This is a genomic window from Telmatospirillum siberiense, assembly GCF_002845745.1.
In the GTDB taxonomy this organism is placed as follows: Bacteria; Pseudomonadota; Alphaproteobacteria; order Rhodospirillales; family Magnetospirillaceae; genus Telmatospirillum; species Telmatospirillum siberiense.
This window is the reverse complement of the sequence record NZ_PIUM01000003.1, coordinates 282,352-309,048: the sequence shown is the minus strand read 5'-3', so window position 1 is coordinate 309,048 and position 26,697 is coordinate 282,352. Positions and strand designations below refer to the sequence as shown.

24 protein-coding genes are annotated in these 26,697 nt (G+C 61.2%); 8 read left to right on the top strand and 16 right to left on the bottom strand.

Translation table 11 applies throughout. The features are described 5' to 3' along the window. Positions 1 to 377 precede the first annotated feature (377 nt). From urtA to CWS72_RS04995, 8 genes are all read left to right on the top strand, one after another. A complete protein-coding gene (gene urtA / locus CWS72_RS05030) occupies positions 378 to 1,637 on the top strand; it encodes an urea ABC transporter substrate-binding protein (RefSeq protein WP_199175544.1) in 1,260 nt (419 codons plus the stop codon). A 220-nt stretch (positions 1,638 to 1,857) separates the two neighbouring features. After that, positions 1,858 to 2,784 (top strand): urea ABC transporter permease subunit UrtB, encoded by a 927-nt coding sequence (gene urtB / locus CWS72_RS05025; protein ID WP_101249460.1) that lies wholly within the window; start codon positions 1,858 to 1,860, stop codon positions 2,782 to 2,784. A gap of 14 nt (positions 2,785 to 2,798) precedes the next feature. Beyond that, positions 2,799 to 3,932, top strand: coding sequence for an urea ABC transporter permease subunit UrtC (urtC, locus tag CWS72_RS05020; RefSeq protein WP_101249459.1), 1,134 nt, complete (start codon positions 2,799 to 2,801; stop codon positions 3,930 to 3,932). Positions 3,933 to 3,945: 13 nt separating this feature from the next. After that, positions 3,946 to 4,692 (top strand): urea ABC transporter ATP-binding protein UrtD, encoded by a 747-nt coding sequence (gene urtD, locus CWS72_RS05015; protein ID WP_101249458.1) that lies wholly within the window; start codon positions 3,946 to 3,948, stop codon positions 4,690 to 4,692. A gap of 12 nt (positions 4,693 to 4,704) precedes the next feature. Continuing rightward, positions 4,705 to 5,394, top strand: coding sequence for an urea ABC transporter ATP-binding subunit UrtE (gene urtE / locus CWS72_RS05010; RefSeq protein WP_101249457.1), 690 nt, complete (start codon positions 4,705 to 4,707; stop codon positions 5,392 to 5,394). Between the two features lie 34 nt (positions 5,395 to 5,428). After that, entirely contained in the window at positions 5,429 to 6,658 is a 1,230-nt protein-coding gene (gene fmdA, locus CWS72_RS05005) for a formamidase (RefSeq protein ID WP_101249456.1), read from the top strand. An 11-nt stretch (positions 6,659 to 6,669) separates the two neighbouring features. Next, the gene (locus CWS72_RS05000; protein WP_101249455.1) at positions 6,670 to 6,987 is read left to right on the top strand and encodes an FmdB family zinc ribbon protein; all 318 of its coding nucleotides are present in this window, start codon (positions 6,670 to 6,672) and stop codon (positions 6,985 to 6,987) included. A 10-nt stretch (positions 6,988 to 6,997) separates the two neighbouring features. Continuing rightward, positions 6,998 to 8,020: an aliphatic amidase gene (locus CWS72_RS04995; RefSeq protein ID WP_101249454.1), complete on the top strand. Its 1,023-nt coding sequence runs from the start codon at positions 6,998 to 7,000 to the stop codon at positions 8,018 to 8,020. 48 nt (positions 8,021 to 8,068) lie between these two features. Here the strand turns inward: CWS72_RS04995 and CWS72_RS04990 are convergent, their stop codons facing one another. The 16 genes from CWS72_RS04990 to CWS72_RS28580 all read right to left on the bottom strand — a co-directional run bounded on the left by CWS72_RS04990 (position 8,069) and on the right by CWS72_RS28580 (position 25,978). Then, complete coding sequence (locus CWS72_RS04990) at positions 8,069 to 8,944, bottom strand: UbiA family prenyltransferase (protein ID WP_101249453.1); 876 nt, start codon at positions 8,942 to 8,944, stop codon at positions 8,069 to 8,071. Then, positions 8,899 to 10,149 carry a metabolite traffic protein EboE gene (gene eboE / locus CWS72_RS04985; protein ID WP_101249452.1) on the bottom strand — a complete coding sequence of 417 codons (1,251 nt, stop codon included), beginning with the start codon at positions 10,147 to 10,149 and terminating at the stop codon, positions 8,899 to 8,901. The genes CWS72_RS04990 and eboE overlap by 46 nt, the downstream gene beginning before the upstream one ends. Continuing rightward, positions 10,134 to 11,402 carry a 3-dehydroquinate synthase gene (locus tag CWS72_RS04980; RefSeq protein WP_101249451.1) on the bottom strand — a complete coding sequence of 423 codons (1,269 nt, stop codon included), beginning with the start codon at positions 11,400 to 11,402 and terminating at the stop codon, positions 10,134 to 10,136. The genes eboE and CWS72_RS04980 overlap by 16 nt, the downstream gene beginning before the upstream one ends. A 76-nt stretch (positions 11,403 to 11,478) precedes the next feature. Beyond that, the gene (locus CWS72_RS04975; RefSeq protein ID WP_101249450.1) at positions 11,479 to 12,849 is read right to left on the bottom strand and encodes an alkaline phosphatase family protein; all 1,371 of its coding nucleotides are present in this window, start codon (positions 12,847 to 12,849) and stop codon (positions 11,479 to 11,481) included. Between the two features lie 3 nt (positions 12,850 to 12,852). Then, on the bottom strand, positions 12,853 to 13,737 hold the full coding sequence (locus tag CWS72_RS04970) for a TatD family hydrolase (protein WP_101249449.1): 885 nt from the start codon (positions 13,735 to 13,737) through the stop codon (positions 12,853 to 12,855). Continuing rightward, complete coding sequence (locus tag CWS72_RS04965) at positions 13,734 to 14,369, bottom strand: EboA domain-containing protein (RefSeq protein ID WP_101249448.1); 636 nt, start codon at positions 14,367 to 14,369, stop codon at positions 13,734 to 13,736. Before CWS72_RS04965 ends, CWS72_RS04970 begins: the two co-directional genes overlap by 4 nt. Further along, a complete protein-coding gene (locus CWS72_RS04960) occupies positions 14,366 to 16,696 on the bottom strand; it encodes a hypothetical protein (RefSeq protein WP_101249447.1) in 2,331 nt (776 codons plus the stop codon). Before CWS72_RS04960 ends, CWS72_RS04965 begins: the two co-directional genes overlap by 4 nt. 51 nt (positions 16,697 to 16,747) lie before the next feature. Continuing rightward, positions 16,748 to 17,947: a hypothetical protein gene (locus CWS72_RS04955; protein ID WP_146002624.1), complete on the bottom strand. Its 1,200-nt coding sequence runs from the start codon at positions 17,945 to 17,947 to the stop codon at positions 16,748 to 16,750. A 739-nt stretch (positions 17,948 to 18,686) separates the two neighbouring features. Further along, a complete protein-coding gene (locus CWS72_RS04950) occupies positions 18,687 to 19,337 on the bottom strand; it encodes a LutC/YkgG family protein (RefSeq protein ID WP_158240512.1) in 651 nt (216 codons plus the stop codon). Beyond that, the gene (locus CWS72_RS04945) at positions 19,330 to 20,757 is read right to left on the bottom strand and encodes a LutB/LldF family L-lactate oxidation iron-sulfur protein (RefSeq protein ID WP_101249444.1); all 1,428 of its coding nucleotides are present in this window, start codon (positions 20,755 to 20,757) and stop codon (positions 19,330 to 19,332) included. The genes CWS72_RS04950 and CWS72_RS04945 overlap by 8 nt, the downstream gene beginning before the upstream one ends. Beyond that, a complete protein-coding gene (locus CWS72_RS04940) occupies positions 20,757 to 21,521 on the bottom strand; it encodes a (Fe-S)-binding protein (RefSeq protein WP_101249443.1) in 765 nt (254 codons plus the stop codon). The genes CWS72_RS04945 and CWS72_RS04940 overlap by 1 nt, the downstream gene beginning before the upstream one ends. Before the next feature lie 158 nt (positions 21,522 to 21,679). Beyond that, the gene (locus CWS72_RS04935) at positions 21,680 to 22,264 is read right to left on the bottom strand and encodes an FCD domain-containing protein (protein WP_101249442.1); all 585 of its coding nucleotides are present in this window, start codon (positions 22,262 to 22,264) and stop codon (positions 21,680 to 21,682) included. A gap of 72 nt (positions 22,265 to 22,336) precedes the next feature. Further along, positions 22,337 to 23,170: an FCD domain-containing protein gene (locus CWS72_RS04930; protein ID WP_338056157.1), complete on the bottom strand. Its 834-nt coding sequence runs from the start codon at positions 23,168 to 23,170 to the stop codon at positions 22,337 to 22,339. Positions 23,171 to 23,322: 152 nt separating this feature from the next. Continuing rightward, positions 23,323 to 23,970: a YjbE family putative metal transport protein gene (locus CWS72_RS04925; RefSeq protein WP_101249441.1), complete on the bottom strand. Its 648-nt coding sequence runs from the start codon at positions 23,968 to 23,970 to the stop codon at positions 23,323 to 23,325. Between the two features lie 183 nt (positions 23,971 to 24,153). Continuing rightward, positions 24,154 to 24,663, bottom strand: coding sequence for a bactofilin family protein (locus tag CWS72_RS04920; RefSeq protein WP_101249440.1), 510 nt, complete (start codon positions 24,661 to 24,663; stop codon positions 24,154 to 24,156). Then, a complete protein-coding gene (locus CWS72_RS28580; RefSeq protein ID WP_274540582.1) occupies positions 24,644 to 25,978 on the bottom strand; it encodes a M23 family metallopeptidase in 1,335 nt (444 codons plus the stop codon). The genes CWS72_RS04920 and CWS72_RS28580 overlap by 20 nt, the downstream gene beginning before the upstream one ends. Positions 25,979 to 26,697: the final 719 nt, after the last annotated feature.

Below are 26,697 nucleotides of genomic sequence, written 5' to 3'. Positions count from 1 at the left end.
GAGCGATGAAAAGGCGGAGCTTTTTCGCTTTTGCGGAATCTAGTGCATTGAACCGTTTGAATGAACCAATGCACTAGACTTGGCGTCGCACTATCCGGGAATTCAAGGCGTGTCCCCAATCCTTCGATCGAAGATCCCGTCCCAATAACGGAAAAATCCCATAATCAATCAATGGTTATAATTTTGTTGTATGAAATTCTACTTATAATTTTTTCTTCCTCAGAATAATCCACATGCCGGAATTTGCCCATACGTGTAATTCCCTATGGGGTATTACACGTATACGGTGATCCACGTATTGAGCCATCGATAATTTGATCCGACCATCTCCCGGCAATCGAGACGGACTTTTCACCGTCCCCAGTCGTGAAGGAGATATGATGTCGGCAGGTGATTTTTCCTCGGATCGTCCATCCGCTCTTCGGCGCAAGCTCCTCTTCGGCATGGCGGCGGTGCCCGGCTTGGCTCTCCTCCCCAGGGCCGTGGCCGCCGCGGCTCCGGCCGCGAGCGTCAATTCGACCGGGTTGGCGGTCACCGACAGCACGGTGACGGTCGGCATTCTGCATTCCATCACGGGCACCATGGCGATCAGCGAAACCGGTTCTGTCGAGGCCGAAAAGCTGGCGATCGCCCAGATCAACGAGCAAGGCGGCGTTTTGGGCCGCAAAATTCAAGTCATTCAGGAAGATGGCGCCAGCGACTGGCCGACCTTCGCCGAGAAGTCGAAGAAGCTCCTGGTCAATGACAAGGTGGCCGCCGTCTTCGGCTGTTGGACCTCCGCCTCGCGCAAGGCGGTGCTGCCCGTCTTCGAGCAATATAACGGCATGCTCTATTACCCGACCTTCTATGAAGGTCTGGAGCAATCGAAGAACGTCATCTACACCGGCCAGGAGGCGACGCAGCAGATTCTCGCCGGACTCGATTGGGTGATGAAGGAGAAGGGGGCGAAGACCTTCTATTTGCTGGGTTCGGACTATATCTGGCCGCGGACGTCGAACAAGATCGCCCGCAAACATATCGAAATGCACGGCCTGACCGTCGCCGGCGAGGAATATTTCCCGCTCGGCAACACCGAGTTCAACTCGGTCATCAACAAGATCAAGCTGAAGAAGCCGGACGTCATCTATATGTCCGTCGTCGGCGGATCGAATGTCGCCTTCTACAAACAGTTGAAAGCGGCGGGCATCGATCTCAACAAGCAGACGTTGATGACGATTTCGGTGACCGAGGACGAAATACTGGGCATCGGCGGCGAAAATATCGCCGGCGCCTATGCCTGCATGAAATATTTCCAGTCCCTCGACAACCCCAACAACAAGGCTTTCGTCCCCGCCTTCAAGAAGATGTGGGGCGAGAAGGCGGTGATCGGCGACGTCACCCAAGCGGCCTATCTCGGTCCCTGGCTATGGAAGCTCACCGTCGAAAAGGCCGGCAGCTTCGACATCGACAAGGTGGCCGCGGCCTCCCCCGGCATCGAGTTCAAGGGGGCGCCGGAAGGTTATGTCCGCATCCATGAAAATCATCACCTGTGGAGCAAGAGCCGGGTCGGGCGGGCGCGGGCCGACGGCCAGTACGACCTGGTCTATGAAACACCCGATCTGATGGAACCCAATCCGTTCCCCAAGGGCTACCAGTGAGTCCCGAGGGTGGGGGGAGGGATCGCCAATTTTTCCCTCACCCCCTCGCTTCGCTCGCCCCCTCTCCCACAAGGGGCGAGGGGATATTTTTCTTATCCGAGCGCCTATGGGCAGGGACGCGGGTGCCACTCGGGGGGCGAGGGGCAGGTGACCCGGTTTCTTCCTCTCTTCCGCAAGGACAAGAGGTCCACGAACAGTCTGAACAGGCGGGAGTGTTGCCATGCTGATGGGTTATTCCTTTGCCGATCTCGGTTCGATTTTCGCCATGCAGGCTTTCGCCGGGCTGAGCCTGTTTTCCGTCTTTTTGCTCATGGCGCTCGGCCTCGCCATCATTTTCGGCCAGATGGGCGTCATCAACATGGCGCATGGCGAATTCATGATCCTCGGGGCTTACGTGACCTATCTCTGCTCCGGGTTCTTTTCGGCCTTCCTGCCGGGGCTCTACGCCATTTATTTCCTGGTGGCGATGGTCCTTGCCTTCGTGGTCGCCGGAGCGTTGGGCATGGCCGTCGAATGGCTGATGATCCGCCACCTCTATCGCCGTCCCCTCGATACCCTGCTGGCCACCTGGGGGTTGAGCCTGGTCTTGCAGCAGGCCTACCGGTCGATTTTCGGGGCGCGCGAGGTGGGCGTCGAACTGCCGGAATGGATGATGGGCTCGACCCATCTTTCCGAGACCATCGACATTCCCATCAATGGCCTGTTCGTCATGGCCCTGACGGTGCTGATCACGGCCTGCGTGTTCGCCATGATGTTCCGCTCGTCCTGGGGCAAGAAGGTGCGTGCCGTGGTGCAGAACCGCACGATGGCGGGCGCGGTGGGCATCGATACGGAACGGGTCGACCGCTACACCTTCGGCATCGGTTGCGGCATCGCCGGAGTGGCCGGCAGCGCCTTCACGATGATCGGTTCGACCGGGCCGACATCCGGTCAGCTTTACATCGTCGACACCTTTCTGGTCGTCGTCTTCGGCGGTGCGCAAAGTCTGTTGGGCACCATCGCCTCGGCCTTCTCCATCTCGCAGGCCCAATCGACCATGGAATTCTTTCTCTCGGGCTCGATGGCCAAGGTGCTCGTCCTGCTGGGCGTCGTCGGCATCCTGATGCTGCGGCCGCAAGGATTGTTCGTCATCAAGGTTCGCCGGTAAGGAGGGCACGGGGCATGAGCAAAACACTCTTCGCCAGTCGCGGAAACCTCGTCGGGCTGCTGCTTTTGGCGGTCCTGCTCCTGGTGGTCTTTCCGCTCGTTTTCGATATCTTCCGACTCAATCTCGTCGGGAAATATCTGACCTACGCCTTCGTCGCGCTGGGGCTGGTGCTCTGCTGGGGCAATGCCGGGATCTTGAGCCTCGGCCAGGGCGTCTTCTTCGGCCTGGGCGGCTATTGCATGGCGATGTTCCTGAAATTGGAGGCATCGAGTCCCGAGAACACCAAAATCCAGTCGACACCGGGAATTCCTGATTTCATGGACTGGAATCAGGTGACGGCGCTGCCGTGGTTCTGGGAACCGTTCCATAGCCTGTCCTTCTCCCTGGTCGCGGTGGTCGTGGTGCCTGCCCTGTTCGCCTTCGTCATCGGTCTGGCGATGTTCAAGCGCCGGGTGGGCGGCGTCTATTTCGCCATCATCACGCAGGCGATCGCCGCCATTCTCACCATCCTGATCGTCGGCCAGCAGGGATATACCGGGGGCATCAACGGCATTACCGACCTGCGTACGCTGAAGGGATGGGACATCCGGACCGACCACGCGAAATTGATCCTCTATTTCATCAACGGCGGCCTGTTGCTGGGGGCTTTGCTGCTGGCCCAGTTCGTTCAGCAGACCAAGCTGGGGCGCCTGTTGGTGGCCATGCGCGACAAGGAGGATCGGGTTCGCTTCTCGGGCTACGACGTTTCGAGTTTTCGTATTTTCGTCTTCTGTTTCGCCGCCGGCCTGGCCGCCATCGGCGGCGCCATGTTCACCCTGCAGGTCGGTTTCATGTCGTCGTCCTTCATCGGCATCGTGCCGTCGATCGAAATGGTGATCTATTGCGCGGTGGGGGGGCGGTCCTCGCTGATCGGCGCGGTATACGGCACATTGCTGATCAATTTCGGCCGCTCCCTGTTGTCGGAAAGCTTTCCCCAGCTTTGGCAGTTCGCCATGGGCGGTCTGTTCATCGCCATCGTGATGGTCTTTCCCGACGGTCTGGCCGGGCTCTACCAAACCTATGCCGCTCCGCTGATCGCTCGCCGCTTCCGTTCGGGACGGGGGGGCGGCCGGATTGCCGCCGCCTCGACCGGTTCGCGCGTCCATTGAGGGAGTAAGCACGATGCCGACGCAAAACGACTTCGTGTTGTCCGTGGAGGATCTCGCCGTTTCGTTCGACGGGTTCAAGGCGGTCGACGATCTGACCTTCTATGTCGATAAGAACGAGATCCTGGTGATCATCGGCCCCAACGGGGCCGGCAAGACCACCGTGCTCGATCTGATCTGCGGCCGGACCAAGGCCATCGCCGGTTCGATCAAATTTCACGGCGAGGAACTGACCGCCAAGACCGAACATGAGATCGTCCGGGCGGGGGTCGGGCGCAAGTTCCAGAATCCCTCGATCTACGAGACTTTGACGGTCTTCGAGAATCTGGAGATCTCGTATCCGCGCGGGCGTTCGGTGTTCGGCGCCTTGTTCTTTCGCACGGACGCGGCCGTTCGCGAGCGGATCGCCGAAGTCGCCGAAATGATCTTCCTCGAGGACTGCCTGTCGATGCGGGCCGAATATCTGAGCCATGGCCAGAAGCAATGGCTGGAGATCGGCATGCTGCTGATCCAGGACCCCGATCTTTTGATGCTCGACGAGCCCGTCGCCGGGATGAGTGTCGGCGAACGGGTCAAAACGGCCGAATTGCTGAACCGCATCATCCGCGACCGGTCCGTTCTGGTCATCGAACATGACATGAAATTCGTCGAGGACATCGCCCACAAGGTGATCGTCCTGCATCAGGGCAAGATCATTTCGCAAGGGGCGATGGCCAAGGTCAAGGCCGACCCCAAGGTGGTCGAAGTCTATCTCGGACATTGAGAGGAGAGGACCATGCTCGGCGTTTCCGAGGTGCGCGTCGCCTATGGGCAAAGCGAGGTGCTGCACGGCATCGATTTCACCGTGCGGCCCAACGAGATCGTCGCCGTCATGGGGCGCAACGGGATGGGCAAGACCACCCTGATGAAGTCCCTGATGGGCATCGTGCCGACCAGGAGCGGCAGGGTGAGCGTCGGCGGCGCCGAGATCACCAACCTGAAGAGTTTTCAGCGGGTCGCCAAGGGCGTGGCCTATGTGCCGCAGGGGCGGATGATCTTTTCGGCGATGACCGTGGAGGAAAATATCGAAACCGGACTGTTCGCCGCCGGCGGCACCAAGGTTCCCGGCGATCTTTACGAATTGTTCCCGGTATTGCAGGAAATGAAAGGGCGGCGCGGGGGCAATCTCTCGGGCGGCCAGCAGCAGCAGCTCGCCATCGCCCGCGCGCTGGCCACCGGACCCAAGGTCCTGTTGCTCGACGAACCGACCGAGGGCATCCAGCCGTCGATCATTCGCGACATGGCGCGGACCCTGAAGCGGATCCGCGATCAGCGCGGTCTGTCCATTCTGGTTTCCGAACAGGTCCTGAGCTTCGCCCTCGATATCGCCGACCGCGTGCTGGTCATCGAAAACGGCGAGATCGTCCACGAGGACGGCCGGGCCAATCTCGACGAAGCGAAAGTCGCCGGTTTCCTGTCGGTTTGAAACACTTTTCACCCAGCCAAGAGCGAGGACAAAAATGGCCGAAACCCTGATCAAAGTCGACCTGACCCAGTCCCCTTACGAGAACGACAAGGTGCATAACCGCTGGCATCCCGACATTCCCATGGTCGCCACGGTCAAGCCGGGCGACGACTTCATCATCGAATGCCACGACTGGACCGGCGGCTTCATCAAGAACGACGATTCCGCCGACGACGTGCGCGACATCGACCTGTCCATCGTCCATTTCCTCAGCGGTCCGATCGGCGTGGCCGGCGCCGAGCCCGGCGATCTTCTGGTCGTCGACATTCTCGACATCGGCACCTTGGCCGACAGCCAGTGGGGTTTTAACGGATTCTTTTCCAAGAAGAACGGCGGCGGCTTCCTGACCGAGCATTTTCCCCAGGCGCAAAAATCGATCTGGGACATTTCCGGGCTCTATACCAGGTCGCGGCATATCCCCGGCGTCAGCTTCGCCGGCCTGGTTCATCCCGGCCTGATCGGTTGCCTGCCCGACAAGAAGCTTCTCGAGACCTGGAATGCCCGCGAGACGGGCTTCATCGCCACCGATCCGGGCCGGGTGCCGCCGCTGGCCAACGCGCCTTTCGCGCCCACGGCGCATATGGGGCGCCTCAAGGGCGAGGCCCGCGACGGTGCCGCCGCCACCGGCGCGCGGACGGTACCGCCGCGCGAGCATGGCGGCAATTGCGACATCAAGGATCTGTCGCGCGGGGCGCGGGTCTATTTCCCGGTCTATGTCGACGGCGCCGGCCTGTCGATGGGGGACTTGCATTTCAGCCAGGGCGACGGCGAGATCACCTTCTGCGGGGCCATTGAAATGGCCGGCTGGCTGCATCTGAAGGTCGATCTGATCAAGGATGGCGTGGCGAAATACGGCATCAAAAATCCCATTTTCAAACCCAGTCCGGTGACGCCCAACTATCGGGACTATCTGATTTTCGAAGGAATTTCGGTCGATGAGCAGGGGGGGCAGCATTACCTCGACGTCCATGTCGCCTATCGCCAGGCCTGCCTGAACGCCATCGAATATCTGAAGAAGTTCGGCTATTCCGGCGCCCAGGCCTATTCGATCCTGGGCACCGCCCCGGTGCAGGGACATATCAGCGGCGTGGTCGACATTCCCAACGCCTGCGCCACCTTGTGGGTTCCCACCGAGATCTTCGATTTCGACATCAATCCCGGCAGTGCCGGTCCGACCAAATTCCTCAAGGGCGACGTCGCCATGCCGCTGTCTCCGGATCTTTGAGGAGGGGGATCATGCCGGTCTATGAATATGCCTGCCCGCACTGCGGCCCCTTCGAAGACCTCCGCCCGATGGCGGAGTTCCAGGCGCCGCAGGCCTGCCCGTCCTGTGGCGCCGAGGCGCCCAGGGTGGTGTTGACCGCGCCCGGTCTCGCCCTGATGGAGGCCGGGCGGCGAACGGCGTTCGCCACCAACGAACGGAGTGCCCATGCGCCCCGCCGGATCGGGGGACATGGCCCGAATTGCGGCTGCGGGGCGCATGGCGGCCGCAAGAAGAGTTCGGTTGCGGCCAAATCCTTTCCCGGCGCCAGGCCGTGGATGATCAGTCATTAGGAGACGACGAATGATTCACGGTGATATCACCAGCAGCAACGACACCGTCGGCGTGGCCGTGGTCAACTACAAGATGCCCCGCCTGCACGATAAGGCCGAGATTCTGGCCAATGCCGGCAAGATCGCCGACATGGTGGTCGGCCTCAAGCGGGGGCTTCCGGGCATGGACCTGGTGGTCTTCCCGGAATATTCGACCCACGGCATCATGTACGATGCCGAGGAAATGTATGCCAATGCCGCTTCCGTTCCCGGCGAGGAGACGGAGATCTTCGCCGCCGCCTGCCGGCAGGCCGGGGTGTGGGGCGTCTTCTCCCTGACCGGCGAGCGCCATGAGGAGCATCCGCGCAAGGCTCCTTACAACACCCTGATCCTAATGAACGACCAGGGCGAGATCGTTCAGAAGTATCGCAAGATCATGCCCTGGGTGCCCATCGAGGGCTGGTATCCGGGCGAGGGGACTTATGTCTCCGACGGTCCGAAAGGCATGAAGATCAGCCTGATCATCTGCGACGACGGCAATTTTCCGGAAATCTGGCGTGATTGCGCGATGAAGGGGGCCGAGCTGATCGTTCGGTGCCAGGGCTATATGTATCCGGCCAAGGACCAGCAGGTGATGATGGCCAAGGCCATGGCCTGGGCCAACAATGTCTATGTCGCGGTGGCCAACGCCGCCGGTTTCGATGGCGTCTACACCTATTTCGGCCACTCGGCGATCGTCGGTTTCGATGGGCGGACGCTCGGTGAATGCGGCGAGGAGGAGTATGGCATCCAATATGCCCAGCTATCCGTCTCGCTGATCAGGGATCACCGGAAGAACGGCCAGAGCCAGAACCACCTCTACAAGCTGCTGCATCGCGGCTACACCGGCACGGTCAATTCCGGCGAGGACGCGCGAGGCCTTGCCGCTTGTCCTTATGATTTCTACAGGAAGTGGGTCACCGACCCCGAAGGGGTGCGGGCGATGGTCGAATCATTCACGCGTTCGACGCCGGGGACGCCGGAATGTCCGATCGAAGGTATTCCCTGCCGGTGAGGGGCGCTGTTCCATCGTCCCTTTGGCCGGTCGGACCGACGGGCGATGTCATGTTCCGGGAAGGCGACGGTGCAGCAGCAGGGTCGTCAGGAAAGCGAGGACGGCGAGGGCGGCGCTGAGCGTTTGTCCGCAGGCGGCGGCGATCACGGTATCGACGAGGGCGATGCCGGCGATGAATTGGCCGACCGCCGCCCGAACGTCGCGTTTTGGTCCCGGCATGAGCTTGCGCATGGTCAGGGCAAGCCATCCGGCAAAAAGGAGGCAGGCGGCAACGCCGATTGCGGAATTGGCGAAAGCCCTGGGGAAATAGAGCATCGGCGCCGCCAATGACGCGAGCGGCCAGATCGCGCCGAAGCTGGCAAGAGTCTCGCGTTTGGCCGTGTAGGTCAGGCCGAGAACATAGCACAGCAGGATCACGCCGCCGGCCAGCGCTTCCAGGGAAATCCGGCCGGTCAGGGCCACTGTGCTGCCGAGATAGACCAGGCCGCGGCATACCCCCATGAGAACCGGGCCGAAGCGATTGCCTTTGTGATGCAGGTCATAGCCGATGATCGTCACGCCAAGTGCCAAGCCCGCCGTGAATCCGGCGAAGCCGCCGACCGCCGACACCGTGAGCAGGCCCAGGGTCATCATGGCCAGTCCGGCCATGATGACCGTCCGGCGCGCAATGAGACCGGACGGGATCGGCCGTTCCGGCCGCTCCCGCGCATCAATGCTGTGATCGAAGGCGTCGTTGAGATACATGCCGGCGAGATAGAACAGTGAAAATGCGGCGAGCAGCAGGGGAAGCCTGTGGTCGGCAATGTCTTTTCCGGCGAGCGCGGAGCCGGCCAGGACATTGCTCCAAACCGTCGGCAGGTTCGCGACCCGGCCCAGTCTCAGCGCGGCGCCGAGAGGGGGTGTCCAAGATGACGTAGAACCCATGTGATCTCCCGTGCGATGTCATGGACGATATCGCTGCCGCGCAACGTCGCGGGGACGACGTCCCAGGTATAGGTCTCGATCTCGACATGGCGGGTGAATGGCTGTTGGCGCTGCCGCTGCAGCAGTGCCGCGAGTTCGGCCGATGTCGTGGTGAAGGTTCCTCGATGTCCGGCGAGCATATCCTCGGCGAAGACCGGCACATGAAAATGTACGCGCCATTCCTCGTCGTCCCGGCTGGGGGCGGCGAGCGCCTGATCGAGATCGATGAAACGACGCATCCGTCCGGCACGGTCGCGGGTGACCACCTGGTGCAGGTAGATGTCGTCCGCGAAGGCGGCAAGGGCGGCGCGCGCCTCCGGCGTAGCTTCGGGAAGCCGCAGGCCGGCGCTCGCCTGCAGCTTGGCAATGCGGATGCCGGCGCCGGTGAATGAGGCGACTGCCGCTATCGGTTCGTCGAATTCGACGGCCATGTGGCAGGCGTCGAGGCAAATGCCGATATGACGACGCAATCCCTCTTCGGCAGCCGCTTTCGACAGTCCGGTGACGCCGCCGAAGTCCCGGATCGACGCCGGACTGAATAGATGATCGCGGAAGAATGCGATGGTCGATGCCGCGGTGTCGAGCAGGCAGCAGGGTTCGGGTTCGATTGCCAGGGTGATGACGCGCCCGCAACGGCGGTGCAGCTCGACGAGCGTGGCGGCATGGCGGAGGATGGCTGCCGCGATTTCGGCGCGATCGCCGTCGGAGCGGATATCCGGGGCGAAGCCTCCGGGGACCGTGCTGATGCTGCCTTCGATTTCCTCCGGCTCACCGGCCAGCAGTGCCGCCAGCAACCGGGCCAGGCCGTCGGTATAGGCAAGGCGGGCCGGATGGCGCCAATCGGGATGGTAAACGGACTCTTTGACGCGGCTTCCATGAAAATTGCCGTAGGGGAAGCCGTTGATGGTGAAGACGTACAATCCGTTATCCCGTAAGAAGCCGCGGAATGCCGTCAGTGTAGCCTCGTCATCGAGAAGCGCCGGCAGCGCCGTGGCCGACATTCTCAGGCCGACGCCGAATGGCTGCTTTACCGCGACCAAGGACTTGACGCGGGGCAGGTAGGTCCTGAGAGCGGTATCGATATCGGGCCATGTCTCACCGGGATGGATGTTTGTGCAATAGGTGAGGTCGCAGGGCGCGAGCCCCGCCTTCAAGCCGATCCGCATGACGGCCCGCCTTCATCCCCGTCTTCATCATAGCACCGCAAATCGGCGATCGCGGCTTCCAGGCGATCCTCCTCGATCCGGTGGACTTCGATACCCTGGCCGAGCGCCGCCAGAAGCGTGATGGTCAGATCCCCTCCCAAATGTTCGCGAAATTCGGCGAGACCGGCGATCAGGCATCGCCGGCCTGTGGCGCCGCGGAGATCGATCGCCGTATCCCACAGACGGAACCCGAGCCGTCGCAGCAATCGGCAGAGGCGGTCCGCGCTATCGGCATCCAGCAGTCCCGTTTGCGCCGAGTAGAGCGAATCGAGGGCGATTCCGATCGCCACCGCCTCGCCGTGGCGCAGGCGATGATCGGTCAGCGTTTCCAGCTTGTGTGCCGCCCAATGTCCGAAATCGAGGGGGCGGGCGCTGCCGAACTCGAAGGGATCGCCCGCCGTGGCGATGTGCTTCAAATGGAGGCCGGCCATTCGCCGAATCATGATCTCCATGGCCGTCCTATCGCCTGTGGCCAGGGCACCGGCGGCGGATTCAAGCCATAGAAAGAAGGCATAATCGCGAATGGCCGCGACTTTCACGGCTTCGGCCATTCCGGCCGTTCGGTCTCGCGGCGGCAATATGTCGATGAAGGCCAGATCGTTGATCACCGCGAACGGTGGAGCGAAGACCCCCCGATAATTTTTGGCGCCGAAGGCGTTGACCGCGGTCTTTACGCCGACACCGGAATCTCCTTGCGCCAGGACCGTGGTGGGCAGGCGCGTCGTCCGCAAACCGCGATGGGCGATCGCCGCCGCATAGCCGGCCATGTCGAGCACGGCGCCGCCGCCGACGATCACGACGTGGGATTGCCGATCCATGCGGTTCGCATGCAGCCACGTTTCGAGCTCGCCCAGAAGGCCTCCGTCGTTCTTGCATGCCTCTCCGCCCGGCAGGAGAAAGGCCCCGGCCAGGGAGATCCGGGAGGCATGGTGTTCCTCATAGTGGCGGACATCGTCAACCAATGTCGGGATGTGGGTGGCGATGCCCGTGTCGGTGATCAGCACGAACCGTTGTCGCCGTGCGGGCTCCAGTCTTGTCAGCGCTTCGACCAGTACCGGATTGGCCGGGTCGAAGACGCGCCGGGTGAAATAGACCGGGTAATCGTAGGAAACGGAAAGCTCTTGCCGGATGACCGAATACCGATGCTCTTCGGCGACGGATGCTCGATCGGCCGGGATCGGAAAGATCGTCTCTGAGATCGGTCGAGAGAACATAAGCTCAACCTATGGCTATTTTTATTAATAATAATACACGTTATAGTTTATTTTTCTTTGGTGGTAAACCCTGCCGTCAGTTGAAAATATGGGCGAGCAGAAGACGGTTCACCTCCGTCGCATGGATCGTGCCCTCGGGGAGAAGGCCGGGACAGGAGGACAGCAGCAAGGGGCCATCCTCCGGCTTGTCGGTCTGCCGGCCATGCGAGCCCCGCACCAGCGTGGCATCGAGTGGAATCACGTTCATGAGGCTGCGCAAGCCGACCGCTTTTTTCAAAAGGCGCCAGGCGATTTGCAATTTGATCGCCGGCAGCGTCGGATCGGTGAAAAGCTCGACCGGATCATATCCGGGTTTGCGATGGATTTCGACCATACGGGCGAAATCGGGAGCCCGCCGGTCCTCCAGCCAATAATAATAGGTGAACCAGGCATCGGCGGCGGCGATGGCGACGAGATCGCCGGCTCGCGGATGATCCAGGCCGGCATCGCGCTTGCCGCCGGCGTCCAAGACCGTTTCGACGCCGTCCAGCCGTTCGACCAGCGCGCGGACCTGATTCAGGCGTTCGGGGTCACGGACATAAAGGTGCGCGATTTGGTGATCGGCAACCGCGAAAGCGGCGGAGGCGCCGGCGTCCAGCGTTTCATGCCCCAGCTCGTCGCGGATGGCGAGCAGGCCGGCGGCGCGCAGGGCACGATTGATATGGATCTGCCTGGAGACCGGCGTCACGCCATATTCCGAAAGAACAAGAATGCGGCAGCCGGACGCCTCGGCTTCGGCGAGGATTTCGCCGCACAGTCCGTCGATGGACGCGACTTCGGTGGCGATGTCCGGATGATCGGGGCCCAGTCGTTGCAGGCAGTAATCGAGGTGAGGCAGGTAGACGAGCGTCAGCGTCGGGTGGTGGCGGCGCAGGATCAACCGCGCGCAATCGGCGATCCAGTGGCTGGAGACGATGTCGGCGGCCGGTCCCCAGAAGCGGAACAGCGGAAAGCGGCCCAGTTCTTCCTGCAGCGTCACGGCCAGTTCGGGGGGAGACGTGTGAATGTCGGGAATCTTGCGTCCATCCGCCAGGTAAATCGGCCGTGGCGTTACGCTGATATCGACGGCGGCATACATGTTGTACCACCAGAAAAGTTGGGCGCAGGTGAAGGCGGGATCCCGGCGGCGCGCCGTTTCCCAAAGCTTTTCACCCGAGACCAGCCCGTTGCTTTGCCGCCAGAACAGGATCTCGGAAAGCGTGCGGTCGTACCAGCCGTTGCCGACGGCACCATGTTCAGCCGGCATCAATCCGGTGACGAACGTCGACTGCACGCTGCAGGTCAGCGCCGGCATGATGGTCCGCAGCTCCCTGCACCCGCCTCGTTCGGCCAGGGCCGACAGAAGGGGGGCATGGGCCAGCAACCGCGGCGTCATCCCGACGACATTGAGCACGATGGTGCGGTGCATGCGTCAGGCGTCGATCAGCGGCGTCTGGCCTCGCAGGACGGAATTGCCTTCCCAGAGTTGGCGCTGATCGACGGCTTTGACCGACTCGACTTCGGCGATATCCAGGCGTCCGCTCTGGGCGAAGAAGGCGACGGGATTCTCCCAGACGATCCGATGGATCTCGCTTTCGATGATCCCCGCCGCGCGCATCGCCGAGGCGGTTTTCGGAACCTTCAGGGGATCGCTGACACCCCAGTCGGCGGCGCTGTTGATGATGATCCGCTCGGAACCATAGCGGCGGACCAGCGCGACCATCCGCTGTTCGTCCATTTTGGTCTCGGGATAGATGGAATGTCCTGCCCAGCAGCCGCTATCGAGCACCGCCGGAAGGGTTTCCTCGGTATTGTGGTCGATCAGCACCCGTTCGGGCGCGATGCCGGCTTCGCGGATGACATCGAGGGTACGCAGCGTGCCGGCCCTCTTATCCCGGTGCGGCGTGTGGACGAGGATCGGCAGTTCGTGGCGCCGCGCGATTTCGATCTGGGCGAGCAGCGCCCGATCCTCGGCGGCGGTCTGGTCGTCATAGCCGATTTCGCCGATCGCCACGACGCCATCCTTTGCCGCGTAGAAATCCACCAGGCCCAGCACGCCGTCGATCAGCTCGGGCGAGTTGGCTTCCTTGGGATTGAGGCCCATGGTGCAGAAATGGCGGATGCCGAACTGACTGGCCCGGAAGCGCTCCCAGCCGATCAAGGCGAGGAAATAATCCTCGAACGTCTCGACATGGGTACGGGGCTGGCCGAGCCAGAAAGCCGGTTCCACCACGACCGTGATCCCCGCCTCTCGCATCGCGGCATAGTCGTCGGTGGTGCGCGACGTCATATGGATGTGCGGATCGAACATCGTCATGGGCGAATCTCCTGTTGGGTGTTGCTCAGCAAGGGGAAGTCGGGATGGAGCGGCCGCCCCGCCGCCCGTCTTTCGCTGGCATAGGCCTCGGCGATGCGCAGCAGGTCGGCCGTCCTGCGCGACGAAAGGCCGATCACGGCGGTCAGCGGCAGGTCGGACAGCAACAATTTGGCGATCAACTGATTGAAGGCGGCGGCCGGGAAGAAACGGGCCGGATAGGGATTGCCGCAGGCAATGGCGGCAAATACCGGCAGGACGCTGCTACGGCAGGCCTCCAGCGCGATATCGAGGAAACGGTCCGGTTCGGGCAGGCGGTGCAGCATCCGCAGTACGATGACCCGTTCCGCCGTGTCGCCGGTTTGCGTCAGTCGCCTCAATGCCGCCGGAGCCTGGTTCCCCAGGCCGGGGACGGCGCGTTCCAGCAACGCCGCCCGCAGCAGATCGCCGATGGTCATCCGGCCGTCGGGCGTGAGGTCCGCCGGCACCGAGGCGGGCGTTCCATGTTCTCCCCATCGGCCGATGGCGCCGAAGGTCCGCGACAACGCCGGCCCGTCCCCCACCGATATCTCGGCCAGGCGCCGGGCCAGCGCCGGCGCTTCCGTCGCCAGGATCTGGAACGGCGAGGAGCTCATATGGGTGCCGCTATCGGCTGCGGCGGGAAGTCGTTCAGCGCAAGCTTGCACCACATTTGCAGCACGGCGCGTTTTCCGGCCGACATATCGCGGGTCACCGGCATGTAAAGCGTGCTGCTTTCGGCATAGTCGGCGCTGGTCAGCAACAGCAGCTGATTGGCTGCACCCGCCATCGCCTGGGCATTGCCGAGCGGCACGTAGCGCAGCATGGTGGGATAGAGCGCGTCATAGACGAACAGGATTTGCTGATAGACGAACTGCCAGGCGAGAGTCTGGTTGTAGCCGTTGTTCCACAGGGCGGCGAAAGCGGCCGGAAGGGCGTCGTCGAACCCCATGACCCGGACATTGCTGAAGGCGACGAAGGAGAAATCGGCGGGCGGGCCGGAGCCACCCGGGTAATAGTAGGAATTACCGAAACTGGTGGGCGGATTGAAGCTGGTGCTGGCTCCCAGCGGCACGTAGGTCAGCGTGACGAAGCCGGGTTGAACCGGTGCTATGGTCAAGGTCGCGGTTCCGTCAGCCCCCGTGGTCAGGATGGTGATGTTGCTGAGCGGGGCCGGCACCGCCGTGGTCGCCACCGGCGCCGTGCTCGATGCGGGATTGCCAAGGACGCTGGTGACCGGATCGCCGGGATAGGTATTGGTGGCGGTGCCGAGATTAGCCGAGACGATCGACTGGGAACCGCTTCCGAAGGCGACGATCTCCTGGCCGGCGACGGCGAGGAAGGCGTTGAAGGTCTGCACCTGGTACTGGGCCACGGCGATCTGGACATTGGCCGCCGGCACGCCGAGCTGAAGCGCGGTGAGGGTGATGGTCTGGATGCCGCCTTGCTCCAGATAGATGCTGCGCTGGTCGGTGACGATCTGCACCGGCGCCTCGCTCAGGGACTGGAGGCCATTGTCCGACGTGATGCTGAGTGGATTGGCCTGGACCGCCGCGAGTTGCTGGGTGGAGAGCGGCAGGTCGACGATGCCGCTGTTGGCGTAGAAGGCGGCATCGCCATAGCTGGCCGTTCCAGGGCCGAAGGTGATGGTGCCGATGGTGGTGCCTTGAGCGGAAACGGTCAGGGTGCCGCTATCCTGAGTTGTCGCCGGCGGTGGGGCCGGCGGCACTTGACCGGGCAACATCGGCATGGTGCTCGCAAGATCGATCGACAGGACCGAATCCCCGGTCAGGGGATCGGTCACGACCTGCGCGACGGCCGGTCCGGGGAAGGCGTTGAACGAAGATGTCTCCAGATTCTGGACGGTTGTTTCCGGTCCGCCCTGTTTCACCGGTTCCGCCGATTTCCGTGGCAACGGATCGTTCTTGGTGAGCGTCGCGGTTGCCGTCTTGTCGGCAGTCTGGCCGCTGGTCTGGACGACGAACAGACGGCCCTGCGGCGCGGTCATCGTTTCCCCCTGGTTCCATAGGCCGAGGGTGGCGACAAATTGGCTGTGGGCGGGATTGAAGAACTGGATGCCGTTGTTGAGGGCATCCTGATAATAGGCCGACAGTTGCGGATAGCCGCCGGTGATCGTTGGATAGTCGTTCATGACGCCGTTTTGATAATAAAGCGTATTGAATATCTTGAGGCGCAGCATCAGGCCGGAGGCATTGGTCATGCCGCTGCTCAAGGCGGCCAGCAGGCTCGACGAACCGGTGCCGGAAAAAGAGACGCCATCGGCCGGAAACGACGTCTGCATCATGATCCCCATGACGCCCGCGCTGGCCACGTTGGTCATCTTCGAATAGTTGATCATCTGGGTGAACATGCGGCTGCCGGCGGTGGCGGTCAGGCCGCAGGTCTGATCGCCGATCAGCAACTGATTGAGAAAAACCTGCGACGTCCAGGTGGACATGGTGTTGTTGTCGACCAGGCGGGCCGGGCTGCCGGCATTGGAGGCGCCGAAGGTGTTTCCGGTGATCTGGGCCGGTTGGGCCAGCACGGGATCGGTGGCCGCGGCCGGCTGATTGTACCCGGTGACCCCGCCTGTGACTTGCGAAAGGAAAGGAACGCCGCTGCCGTTGGTGTAATTGACGAAGGCCGCGCCGTTATCGCCGAAATAATTCCATTCGCCCGGCACGAACTGGGATGGATTGGGGTTTTGCGCCGTTGCCGGCTGTGTCTGCAGGCTGGTCATCCAGATCCGGAAATCCTGGATATATTGACCGGGGATGAAGGCCCCAACGCCATCGGCGGGAGCGAAGGTCGGCTGTACGACGAGGTAATTGATGTCGGCGCGTTCAGCCAGAAATGTATTGATATAGTCGTTGTTGTTGCCGGTGGGCGGATTCCACGAGATCCAGCCGTTCAGATACAGGCGCGGATAGTTGAGGACGCTCATCTTTCTGACCCTTCGCTGCGGTTGCGGAGTGAATTTATTGCGGCGGGAATGTCACGGATTGGTTGCCCAGTGCGCGCGGCGGAGCGACCACACATAGTCGAACATCACATAACCGGCGAGGGAGGGGAGCTGTCCGGTCGGATAGACGACTCCGCCATGGCCGTCCGGCGTGGCGAAGTTGAAATATCCGTTGTTGGCCGAATAGCTCGCCGTGCCATGGCAGGTGATGCAGGAGGACATGGGCTGAAAGGCCGTCTCGATGGTCGAATTGGCGAGCAGGGTCGGCTGGGATCCTTGCATGAAGGTCGTCTGTACGCCCATCAACTGATAGTTGGCGAGCACGGTACCGGCCAATGTCTTCTGATATTGCGTGTTCAGCGTTGCGGTGGCCTGGTCGATCGGCAGTTGCGGACCCGGAGGTACGTAAGTGGCGTTCTGCACATTCTCGAACGTGATCCACACCCAGGCCGGATATCCTTGCGGCTTCAAGATGATATGCATGCCGGTGAGGGCCGCCCAGCCGACGGTATAGACCGGCTGACCATTCTGTAGGATCGGATTGCCGACGGAATCGAATTGCTGATAGTAGGCGTTGACGACCAGGAAGCCTTGTTTCGCGAGATTGCCGGACAGGGTGGAATCGCCACCGATCCAAATCCACGACGTCTTGAGCTCGAAACTGTTGGCGGTGAAATTGAGCGGCTGTCCGGCCTGGACCACGGCCTGCTGCCCGTTTTTGTTGTAGATGCCGTTGTTGACGATATAGGTGAAGGCAAGCTGCCCCTGCTGGATCAGATAGCGGAGCGGCGTCGGCGGCCGGGGCGTGGCGGCCAGCGGATTAAGGGCGGCCGGATTATCGTTGGCGACCAACCCGTCGACCTGGAGGATGCTGTCCAGGTTATGGAAGGGAAGGGCCGGATTCATGCCGATCGTCTGGGCCGCCGCGCAGACCGCAGCCGGCGTGGCGGGCGGTGCCGTCCAGGCCGTCGGCGCCGCGCCATTCGGCAGATAGACATCCGCAGTCTGCCGCTGGCTTTCCCAGGGCAAGGGCGCCCCCAGCACTCCGCTGTTATTCAAATAGGTGAAATAATCCCAGGCGAATTGGCCGAAATTGGTGCCGTCCTGGGTCAGGAGCGTGGCCATTTCCGTCTGCGCATCGACCGGTGTCGTGGGCGTCGGACATTGAGCCGCGGCGGGAACCGCCGTGCAGACGCCGAGTATTGTGAGCAGGAGTGCAAGGATTTTCACCATTTGGCGTCCCCAATAGCTGTTTTGATGGGTGGTTCCGCTGGATCGCACCTGGAGGATAGTTCTGTTGTGTATGAATAAGTGTATATATATTATTTAGATAAACTTTAGGTTGTGTTGTGGCACGGCGCTATACACACTCCTGGGCAAGCCAAAGGGTGCGAACGCTGACGGAATCATCTAATAGTTGTATAAATATGATAATTCAATTTTTAATTGCAACGAATTTATCGCGCAATCAATTTTTTTGATGCGGGCGCACTTAGGCGCCTCCGCTCCGCTTGGGCTGCTAGGGCGCGTGGACATTCATGACGGCCACGCCCCCTTTGATGGGGCGCCTTAAGACTTCTCCCGGTGCCTCTGGTTCCCCAACGGCTGAAAGGAAAGCCCGGATATTTTGAACCACCAAGGCACCAAGACACCGAGGTGGCGGAGTGTAGCTCCGGCATTTTCCCGTCCCGTTATCGGCTGTCGGCCGAATGCCTGCGGCGCAGATTGGCCGCCGCCGACTGATCCGAAAGGCGCCTTGGTGCCTTGGTGGTTAATCAAAAGCTGGAGCGCACCGGAACGATCAAGAGGACGAAGAGAATCTGGCCGACTGCCAAATGTCCACACGCCCTTAAGGGGCGGGGAACGAAGGTTAGCCGAAGAGAGGGGAGCAGCCGTTGTTGGCGATACCGAGATTTGGTACGCGACAGGCGGAGGCGTTATCGCCCCCGCCTGAAGGAGTTCAGTGGGTTTTTCAGTCGGTGATGAGGATGATGACCAACTGCTTGGGACCGTGCACACCGAAGCAGAGAATGCCCTCGATGTCGGCTGTTTTGGACGGGCCCGAGATCAGCAGGGTGTTCCCCGGCGGTTTCTTGTTCCAGCCCAGCTTACCCACGGCTTCGGAGAAGGAGTCGTACATTTTCGACGCCTCCAGGACCGCGATATGGATGGGCGGCACCAAGGACATCAGGCGCGGTTCCTCTGCTGATGGCCAGACGATCAGCGAACCGGTGTCGGCGATGGCGCCCATGGTGCTGGTGATGCCGGCGTCGATGTCGTTGATCATCAACGATTTCAACTCTTCCATGGGCTTGTCGTAGGCAACCAGCTGCGGGCCGGGCTCGGTGGCCCAAGCCGCGTCGATGGTCCGTCCGATCTCGGTATTCGGCGCATAGAGTAGGTTCTTGGCCTGTTTGTCGGCCAGAACCTTGCGCAGGGTTTCCGCGAGATCGGCGCGCTTGGTGTCGATGATTTCACCCTTGACCGCACCCATCAGGCGGCGGAAGCGATCCAGGGGCTGTTCCGTCGTCGTCTTGTAGGGCGACCAGGGGGCGAGATCCGGAACGGGCTTCTTGGGAGCCTTGCGCAGACGTTCCAGAATGGCTGAGCGAGCGTTACTCATCACGGATGCCCCTTTCACGAGCCAGGTCATAGATGGAACGGGAAGCGAATTGCGGTTTGCTGCGGACCGACGTCCATTGTTTGAGGAGAGGCAGACCGGCGGGCATCAGATTGCCGATCTTGCGCAGCCACCATGTTCCCCAGCGATAAAACAGCGGATTGGCATACATCGTCTTCCAGCCGAACCAGATGACGTTCTCCATGCCGCTTTTCCGGCTGCCGCCGCCCTTCACGGCGTCTGCCGAGGGACGGATCGATTCCCGGCGCAGACGGACGATCAGGTCGACCAGGGGAATCTTCACCGGGCAGACTTCGGCGCAACGGCCGCAAAGACTGGAGGCATGCAGGACGTCGCCGGCCTTCTCGATACCTTGCATCTGCGGATTGAGAATTTCGCCGATGGGGCCGGGATAGGTGTACTGGTAGGCATGGCCGCCGATCCGGGTATAGACCGGGCAGTGGTTCATGCAGGCGGCGCAGCGGATGCAGCGCAGTCCCTCGCGCAATTGCGGATCGTCGTAAATCCTGGTGCGGCCGTTATCGAGAATGACCAGATGGACTTCCTTCGGGCCGTCCTTCTCGCCGGCCTTCCGGGGGCCGCTGATGACGTTGACGTAGGTGGTGATCGGCTGGCCAGTGGCCGAGCGGCAGGCCAGACTGATCAACGGGCCGACGTCCTCCAGGCGCTCGATCACCTTTTCGATGCCCATCAGGGCGATATGCATCGAAGGCAGGTGGGTCGACATGCGTCCGTTGCCCTCGTTGGACATCAGGACGAGGGAGCCTGTATCGGCGGCGGCGAAATTGACGCCCGAGAAACCGGCGTCGGCATTGGCGAACATCTGACGCAGAACCCGCCGCGCCGCGGCGGTCAGTTCGTCGGGATCGTCGGTATAGCCTTGCCCATCGATCTTCTCCTGGAATAGTTTGCCGATCTCACCCTTGTTCTTGTGGATGGCCGGCATGACGATGTGTGACGGACCTTCGCCGGCGAGCTGGATGATATATTCGCCGAGGTCCGATTCCAGCGCGCGGATGTTGTTTTCCTCGAGGAAATGATTGAAGTGCATTTCCTCGGAAACCATCGACTTGCCCTTGATCAGCGATTTGGCGTTCGCCTTTCTCAGGATGTCGAGGATGATCCGGTTGCCTTCGTCGACTGATTCCGCCCAATGGACCTGGATACCGTTGGCGATCAGATTCTGTTCCAGTTGGACCAGCAGATCGGGCAGTTTGGCCAGGGCGCGGTCCTTGATGGATTTACCGCGGGAGCGCAAGGCCTGCAATTCGTCGGGGTCGGGAAACTGGGCGGCGCGCTTGTTCATCAAGCCGGTCATGACGCGACGGAAATTGGTGCGCAGCTGCTGGTTGCCCAACGCCTTGACGGCGGCATGCTCGAAATCGTGGCTGAGTTCTGGCATCACGCGTCTCCTCTTCCGATACGCTCGAGCAGGAACTCGGCGATATGGCGGCCTTTGACGGGGGCTTTGGCTTTTTTCATGGCGCCCGAAATATTCATCATGCAGCCCATGTCGCCCGAGACGACCTGCGTGGCGCCCGTCGCCACGATGTTGTTGACCTTGTCGGTGACCATGGCGGCCGAGATTTCCGGCAAACGCACCGAGAAGGTGCCGCCGAAACCGCAACATTCCTTTTCGTAGTCCGCTTCCACCAGCGTCACGTTGGAGAGGCTGCGCAAAAGATCCTTGGGTTCCTCGACCACGCCCATTTCACGCATCGAATGGCAGGAACCGTGCCAGGTGACCCTGACCGGTTCGCCCTTGTCGACCAGCTTGATATCCATGACATGGACCAGGAACCAGGTCAGCTCGAAGACTCGATCACAGAAGGCCTGGACCTGGGGCAGCTCCGGCATGCCTTTGAACAGTTCGGGATAATGGGTTTTCATCATCCCGGCACAGGAGCCGGAGGGGACCACGATGGGCCAGTTTTTCGGAAAGGCCGCCAATTGGGCGCGGGCGACGCTGCGGGCTTCCTCGTAATAGCCGCAGTTGCGCGCCGGTTGGCCGCAACAGCTTTGCTGGCCGGGCATGACGACCGTCGTGCCTGCCCGTTTCAACAGCTCGATCCCGGCCATTCCGGCCTCGGGATAGAAAAGGTCAACCAGACATGTCGGAAAGTAATAGACGGTGTCCGGTCGACCCGGCAGTGGATTTTTGCTCATTGGCATTCACCTTCGATCCTGGACGAGGCTTAGCGCTTCGATTCTTCTATTGGTTACGACTTTTTACCGAAAATGTAAACCGGTAAGAAGTTTTTACCATAAAAAGATCGGGGATGACTTGAGCGGGTAGGAGGGTGGCTTCGGAGCGCGTGTCGCCGTCAGGTTTCCACGTCGTTCATTTGAACGAGGCTGGCTCGGCCGGAGCGGCGCAAGGCCACGGCGGCACGCTGTTCGGCGACGCGGCTCTCCTGAAGGGTGTCGCGAATGTAAAGGACGTGGTTTTCGGCGGCGCGGCGGGCGCGCTCGGGTTCGCGGGCCATGACCGCGTCGTAGATGGCTTTGTGCTGGCGCAGCAGAAGTTCCCGGACACCGGCCCGACCGTGGAATTGCCTGCGGTCATAGAAGACGTCCTGATGCAGCATCACGAAGACGTTACGCATCACATGTTCCATCACCGCATTATGCGATGCCGCATAGATCGACAGATGGAATTCGCGGTCGGCCTCGTATTCGGCGCTGGTATCGAGCATTTCCGACGCGGCGACCACCGTCTCAAAGGCCCGGGTAATCCGCGCCCGTTCCTTTTCGCTGGCCCGTTCCGCCGCCATCTGGGCCGACATGCCTGCGGCGATGAAGCGGAATTCGAGATAATCGAAAGCCGTCTCCGGGTGCGACTTGAGCAGGCCGGCCAGCGGACTCTGCTGGTTTTCCTCGTTGTGATGGCTGCTGATGGCCTCGGTCATGGAATCTCGCGTCCTGCTTTAATCTTCTGTCTCTTGCAGCCGGGCCGCTTTGAAAAAGCGCCGGCACTTTCCTCAGTCCATCTGAAAATCATCACTGGCGCCAGCCAGTTGCAAGATTTCCTGGCCACTGCCGTCACCGGGAATATTGGAGACGATCCTGCGCAGCGATTTCTCAAGCCGGTTGTCGGCCTTGTCGATTTCGTGGAGAGCCGCCTTGGTGAAATTGACATGGGCCTCGGCCGCGGCCCGCGCCGCTTCGGCATCGCCGCTCAGGATGGCGTCATGAACCGCGCGGTGCTGATCGAGCAACAGGGCGCGGACGCCCTTGCGGGTATAGAGTTTGCTGCGATTGTAAAGAACGTCCTTGTGCAGGACGTCGCCCAGGCTGCTCATCACATGCAGCATCATCAGATTGTGGCTGGCCTCGTAGATCGACAAATGGAAATCGGTGTCGGCGTCGGCTTCCCGGCTGGGGTCGCTTTCAGTCTCGGCGTGGGCCGCCTCCATTGTCAGGAAATGGGCGTGCACCATTTCGCGGTCCATGTCGCTGGCGCGCAGTGCGGCGAAATAGGCGGCGGTTCCCTCGACGGCGCCACGGAATTCGAGGTAGTCATATGTGGAACTGGGCTCGTTGGTTTCGAGCATCTCAAGCAAGGGGGTGCTGAAGCCGTCGCCCAGCAGGCCTGAAACATAGGTTCCGCCGCGTCCGCTCTGCAAAAGGCCGCGCTGTTCCAGAAGATCGAGCGCCTCGCGCAAGGAGGGGCGCGAAACATCCAGTTTGTTCGCCAGGTCGCGTTCGGCCAGCAACCGGTCGCCAGGTCTCAGCGAGCCTTCCAAAATCAGCGATTCCAGATGTTCCGCGACGGCTTCGGCCAGTTTCGCCGGCCGGATTCGATCTCTTGCCACAATATCTTCCATCGTGTTGTTTCGCAGTACCTCCCCCATATGGTGGTATGCCCGGTTGAACGAAAGTGGGCTATTCTTCATATTTTACCATAACAAACGGTATGGTAAATGATCTTTACCAAATTAGTTGGGCGGGGACTTCCCTGGAATTCCTACTTCCCAACACCGGAAGTGAGGGGAAGTGCCTCGATCACCGGAGGGCCGCCTTCCCAGATCATCGAGAGCGAGACATAGAGGATGATCACCAAGCCAACATAGGCGATCCAACGGTAACGGTGGATCAGGCGGGCGATGACATTCGCCGCGAAGGCCATCAGGACGACGGAAAAGCCCAGTCCGATGATCAAAACCCACACATTGTCGCGTGCGGCTCCGGCGACGGCGAGGACATTGTCGAGCGACATGGAAAGGTCGGCCAGAAAAATCTGGATGATGGCTTGTCGCAAGGTTTTTGTCGCTTTTCCGACCTTCGGGCCGGTGGAGCCGTCATTCAGTGCCTCCGCCGCTTGGTTTTCGCCCTGTTGCGAGCGGATCTCGCGCCACAGCTTCCATGAAACCCAAAGTAGGAGAAGTCCGCCGGCGGCGGTCATGCCGACGATCTGCATCAGATGCACGGCGATACCGGCGAAAATGATGCGCAACGCCGCCGCCGCGGCGATGCCAAGAAGTATCGCGCGATTACGCAGAGCCTTGGGGAGACCCGCCGCCGCCATTCCGACGACCAAGGCGTTATCTCCGGCGAGGGCCACGTCGATGGCCACCACCGTGAGCAGTGCCGCGATGTCGGGCCAGGAAATCATAAGTTCCAAAAGTGTGCTCTATATTCTACTTGTGTCGGGGGGAATCGTGGGATGCGTCCAATGGAGCCGGTTTTCGGATACCGGTTGGAGCGGGAGAGTTTTCCGTATTTTGATGAAGATCAAAAGGAAAAACTCTCAAAGCCGAGCGAGGCCCAGAGCCTTGAAAAAAGCGTGGGAGCCGTTCTAGCTGCCGAGCAGAACTACTTTTCCGGGGCCTGAGTGATCTTCGCTCTTGTCCGACGTGGCTGTATCGGATTCGGGCTGGCTGGTCAATAAAGCCTGTTGTCCGGCGGAGGAGCGGGCCAATTCCCTTTCCGCGAGGGAGGCGGCGATGGAACTGGTCGTTTCGGAGGGAAGGCGATTGAACCGGCCTTCCACATAGGCGCCCACTTCGACCGACAGGCTGTCGTGAGTGATATCGCCCAGGATGCGGGCCGTTCGGGCCAGCGCGACGGTTTGCGCGGTGATCTGGCCGGTAACCGTTCCCAACACGTTGACGGCCTCGGCACTGATTTCACCGGTCACCGAGCCTTGTTCTCCGATGACCAGATTGCGGCAGCGGACGTCGCCTTCCAGGCGTCCGTCTATCTGCACTTCCCCTTCGCTTAAGATGTCACCCGTAAAGGTGCAATCTCCCCCGATGATCGAAGGGGTGGAACGCCGCGAGGCGGTCTTATTGCCCTTTGAGAACATTTTGCCCTGCCATAATGAATTTCATTGGATTGGTCGCCTGATCGCCCATGCGCACTTCATAATGCAAATGAGGCCCGGTGGTCCGACCGGTCTCGCCGACGAGGCCCAAGGGCGCTCCGCGCGATACGTGCTGGCCGACATTGACCAGAACTTTCGACAAATGGGCGTAACGGGTACGCAGGCCAGCTCCATGTTCGATCTCCACCAGGAGACCATAGCGGTCGCGCCAGGAAGCCCAAACCACCTGCCCATCGCCCGTCGCCATGACGGGGGTTCCCGTCACCGCGCCAAGGTCGACGCCTTCATGAATGCCGGTCATCGCGTTGATCGGATCGTTGCGAGCGCCAAAAGGGCTGGTGACCTCGTAGTCGGCGAGGGGTTCACCCAATGGCAGCGTCTTGATCGCGGCTGTCAGATTGTCCAGGCGATCTGCGTGAGTATTGAACAGGGCTACCGGATTGAAGCCATCGGAGGGGATGCCCGCGCCGCGCTTCGCCGCGATGAACGGCCCGCCGCGTCCGAAGATGCTGTTTTTCTCATCCTCGATCTTGCGGCCGCGGCGATTTGCGTCTCCATTCAGGACTTTGGCGTCGACTCCCACGGAGGACAGCGCCTTTTCCAATTCCCCGATCCGCACCGCGGCGACGCCTGCCGTTTGTTCGAGGAAGGCGCCATGGCTGGCTTTCAATTTGGCCAGTTCCTCTTCGAGATGGGCGGCGCGCCGACGCAGGGCTTCCTGATCGATGGGGGCGCCGTCCTTAGCGGTGGCGTCCTTGCCCGGCAAGGCGCCATCCTTTCCGGCGCCTTCCTTTAAGGATCCAATGATGCGTTTGGTATCCTTCAAGGAACCGCCGTCGGATGTCGCGGCCTTCGGATCGGTGTCGGCGGCGACGACCCGGCATCCGCTGGCGTCGGGGTCCAGGCGGGGCATGGCGGCCACGGCCTGCCCGCGCTTGGCGGAGCTTACGCTTCGCTCGGCGATGCGCAGCAAGCTGTCTTGGATATCCGAAATTTCGCAGGTGATGCCCGAAAAGATGCCTTGGAATTCGTCGAGCCGTCCGAACGCGGCTTGATAGTTGGCCTTGACCCCGTCCAGTTCGGCCGTCCGGTGGGCGATTTCGTCTTCTTTCGAGGCCAATGTGGCGACACCGTCCAGATAGGCCGCGGTGGCCAGCAGGGCCCATAACACACATCCCGCAATGACCCCGGTGATCAGCATTTGGTGCAAGGTACCCAGGCTGAAGCAACGGATGCGCCCATGATCCCGCACAAGGATTTGGCGTTCGGGAAAGGTGTGGCGAAGGAAGCGCCACATTCCTTCCTGGGGTCTCATGAGTGATCGCCGATCCGCCAAGCGTCTTTCCCCCGTGACCAACACCGGATACAGAGACGGGATCGCCTTGTGAACCGGCGTCCATCCCGCGGGGGGGATACAGATGTGGAACCGAAAGTTGCCTCGATGCGCAAATTGACCTTACGATCCGCAGCCATCGCCGACAAAATTTCCGATCCAATTTCCCCGAGCCAGCGACGGTCAGCACCGCGTGGCGTATTTGCTCGACAACCCGGTCGGTGATGTCTCCGCCCCCTGGACGGATGTTCTAACCGGAGTGCCCCCGCGCGATCAAGGTAGCCCGTTCGGGGGGGGATTTTGAAGCCTAAATTTACCGATTCTTCAGAATCAGAGCCTTTGCGCCTGTTCGTGGGGGGGCTTGTTCCGGAAATTCTATCGGGGGTAATGGGGCGGGTGATCGCCATTCGACATGAAACCGTAACTATTCCCTTTTGGGCTTCGAGGAGCGAAGTTTTTCTCGCGGGCGGATCATGGGCTGAACCGGTTGCGAACCGTAGGGAGCTTTTCTTAATTTTTGTCCCAGGCCGTTTATACAAAAAGGCGCGCTATCCGACCTGCGTGGCATGTTCACCCAAAACGTCATCGACTATCGGAGACGGTTGTGGTTCGATCCTTGCCGATCGGGCCCCGACCTGCCACGGGAGAGAGCCCTTGGAGCCGTTTATTAAGAATCACCAGGC